We start from the raw sequence: 1799 nt of genomic DNA on the forward strand, positions 1-1799 counted from the left end.
GATGGATCAGCACGCGTAGCGTTCCGGTTTGTGATGACGATGGCCGCATGGTTCGGATGGCCGGCGTTGCAGAGGACATCACCCGCCGGAAGAACGAAGAGCTGGCCAGGCTCAAGATCGAGGAGGGTATGCGCCGGACGCAGCGCCTGGAGAGCCTGGGCGTGCTGGCCGGCGGACTTGCACACGATTTCAACAACCTGCTCGGCGCGATCCAGATCAACGTCGAGCAGGGGCTCAAGGACCCCGGTGACGAGGAAAAAGTCCTGCATGTGCTCACCCAGGTGCAGGGCGCCGCCACGCGCGCGTCAACGCTCACCAACCAGATGCTTGCCTACGCCCAGCAGCAGGAAGTCCGCCGCACGCAGTTCAGCCTCGGCGAGGCCGCCACCGAACTGGGCGGACTGCTCCGTGCCACCATCTCCCGCAAAACCGACCTGCAAATGGAAATGGAAGAAAAGGATCTGTGCATCGATGCCGATGCCGCGCAGATCCAGCAAGTGATCATGAACCTGATCATCAACGCCTCCGAAGCGGTCGGCGATCGGGGCGGCATGATCGCGGTTCGCTGCGACCGGCGCGCCTGGAGCAGCGCGGAACTTCGTGACTTCCAGGTCGGCGCGGACCTCGCCCCTGGCGAGTATGTGAGCCTCCAGGTCACGGACTCGGGTAGCGGCATGGACGCGCAGACGCACGAACACATCTTCGATCCCTTCTTCACTACAAAGTTCCAGGGCCGCGGCCTGGGACTGGCCGGCGTGGTGGGCACCGTGACCGCGCATGCAGGCGCAATTCATGTCGTGAGCGCGCCGGGGAAGGGGACCACCTTCACCGTGCTGCTTCCCCCGTGCGCTGAGATCCGCGAAGCAGCCGCCGCCGCGCAGGCGCCCGCCGAAGGACTCTGGCGCGGCTCGGGCACCATCCTCGTTGTCGACGATGAGGAAATGATTCGCGACTCCGCCATCCTGCTGCTCGAAGAACTGGGCTACGAGACGCTCAGCGCCTCCGACGGGCCCGGCGGCGTGCAGGTTTTTTCCGAAAACCGCGCGCGAATCACCGGCGTGCTGCTGGACCTGACCCTGCCGGGCCTTGGCGGCACCGAAGTCTTCGAGCGCATCCGCGCCCTCGATCCAGCCATACCCGTCGTGCTCACCACCGGCTACACCGCCGGCGACGTGGCCGACGTCCTCAAACACGAACACGTGGCCTTCCTGCACAAACCCTTCGGGATCAAGGAACTGGTGGAGGTGATGCGGGAGTTGGGGTAGGGATTAGGAATCCGCCAGCTTCTTGAACGTCTCGTAGTATTCCGTCATGACCCGTTTAGCTGCCTCCCTGACTTTCTCACGGTGCTCGTCTTCTTGAGCAGTCCGCACCGGACGTACGAAGAGGGCGTTTCCATCCGTCAGGATCTCTAACTCCGTCTCCCGGTCAATGTTGAGCAGTTCGAGAATGGGCTTTTCGATGACGAGACCGAGACTGTTCCCGATGGGGGTGAGGCGTTTCTTCATGGCCATACTCCGTTATTACGAGTGTATTACTCCTGTCTCGACAAGCAAACTGGTCCAACCACTGGACAACCCAATCACTGGTGTGGTAGCGTCGCTCTCACAGGCGGGGAGAGTGCCTTTTGGGCCGATTTCAGACCTTCCCCCGGTGAAAGGAGCGCAGCTCCCCATGGCCAAGGCGGCGTTTCAGCCGGTTCGCAAGGAGTCCATTTCCGAGGAAGTGGCGGCGCAGATCCGCAAGGAGATCCTGCGCGGGACCTATGTGCCAGGCGAAAAGCTGCCCAGCGAGCGGGA

General features: G+C 62.8%; 3 protein-coding genes. 2 read left to right on the forward strand and 1 reads right to left on the reverse strand.

Features of this window, described 5'->3' with window-relative positions; translation table 11 throughout:
- Positions 1-1265, forward strand: a 1265-nt coding sequence (locus tag KDH09_00335; protein ID MCB0218112.1) for a response regulator, incomplete at its 5' end; no start/stop codon positions are given.
- 3 nt (positions 1266-1268) lie between these two features.
- Here KDH09_00335 and KDH09_00340 read toward each other — a convergent pair.
- Positions 1269-1508 (reverse strand): AbrB/MazE/SpoVT family DNA-binding domain-containing protein, encoded by a 240-nt coding sequence (locus KDH09_00340; protein MCB0218113.1) that lies wholly within the window; start codon positions 1506-1508, stop codon positions 1269-1271.
- Between KDH09_00340 and KDH09_00345 the strand changes: the two genes are divergently transcribed.
- A partial coding sequence (locus KDH09_00345; protein ID MCB0218114.1) for a GntR family transcriptional regulator occupies positions 1432-1799 on the forward strand: 368 nt, incomplete at its 3' end. The genes KDH09_00340 and KDH09_00345 overlap by 77 nt on opposite strands.

This window comes from Chrysiogenia bacterium (assembly GCA_020434085.1).
Taxonomy (GTDB): Bacteria; JAGRBM01; JAGRBM01; order JAGRBM01; family JAGRBM01; genus JAGRBM01.

Coding starts and splice junctions, on each gene's coding strand:
- KDH09_00340 (MCB0218113.1), bottom strand. CDS start 1,508: ATGAAGAAACGCCTCACCCCCATCGGGAACAGTCTCGGTCTCGTCATC.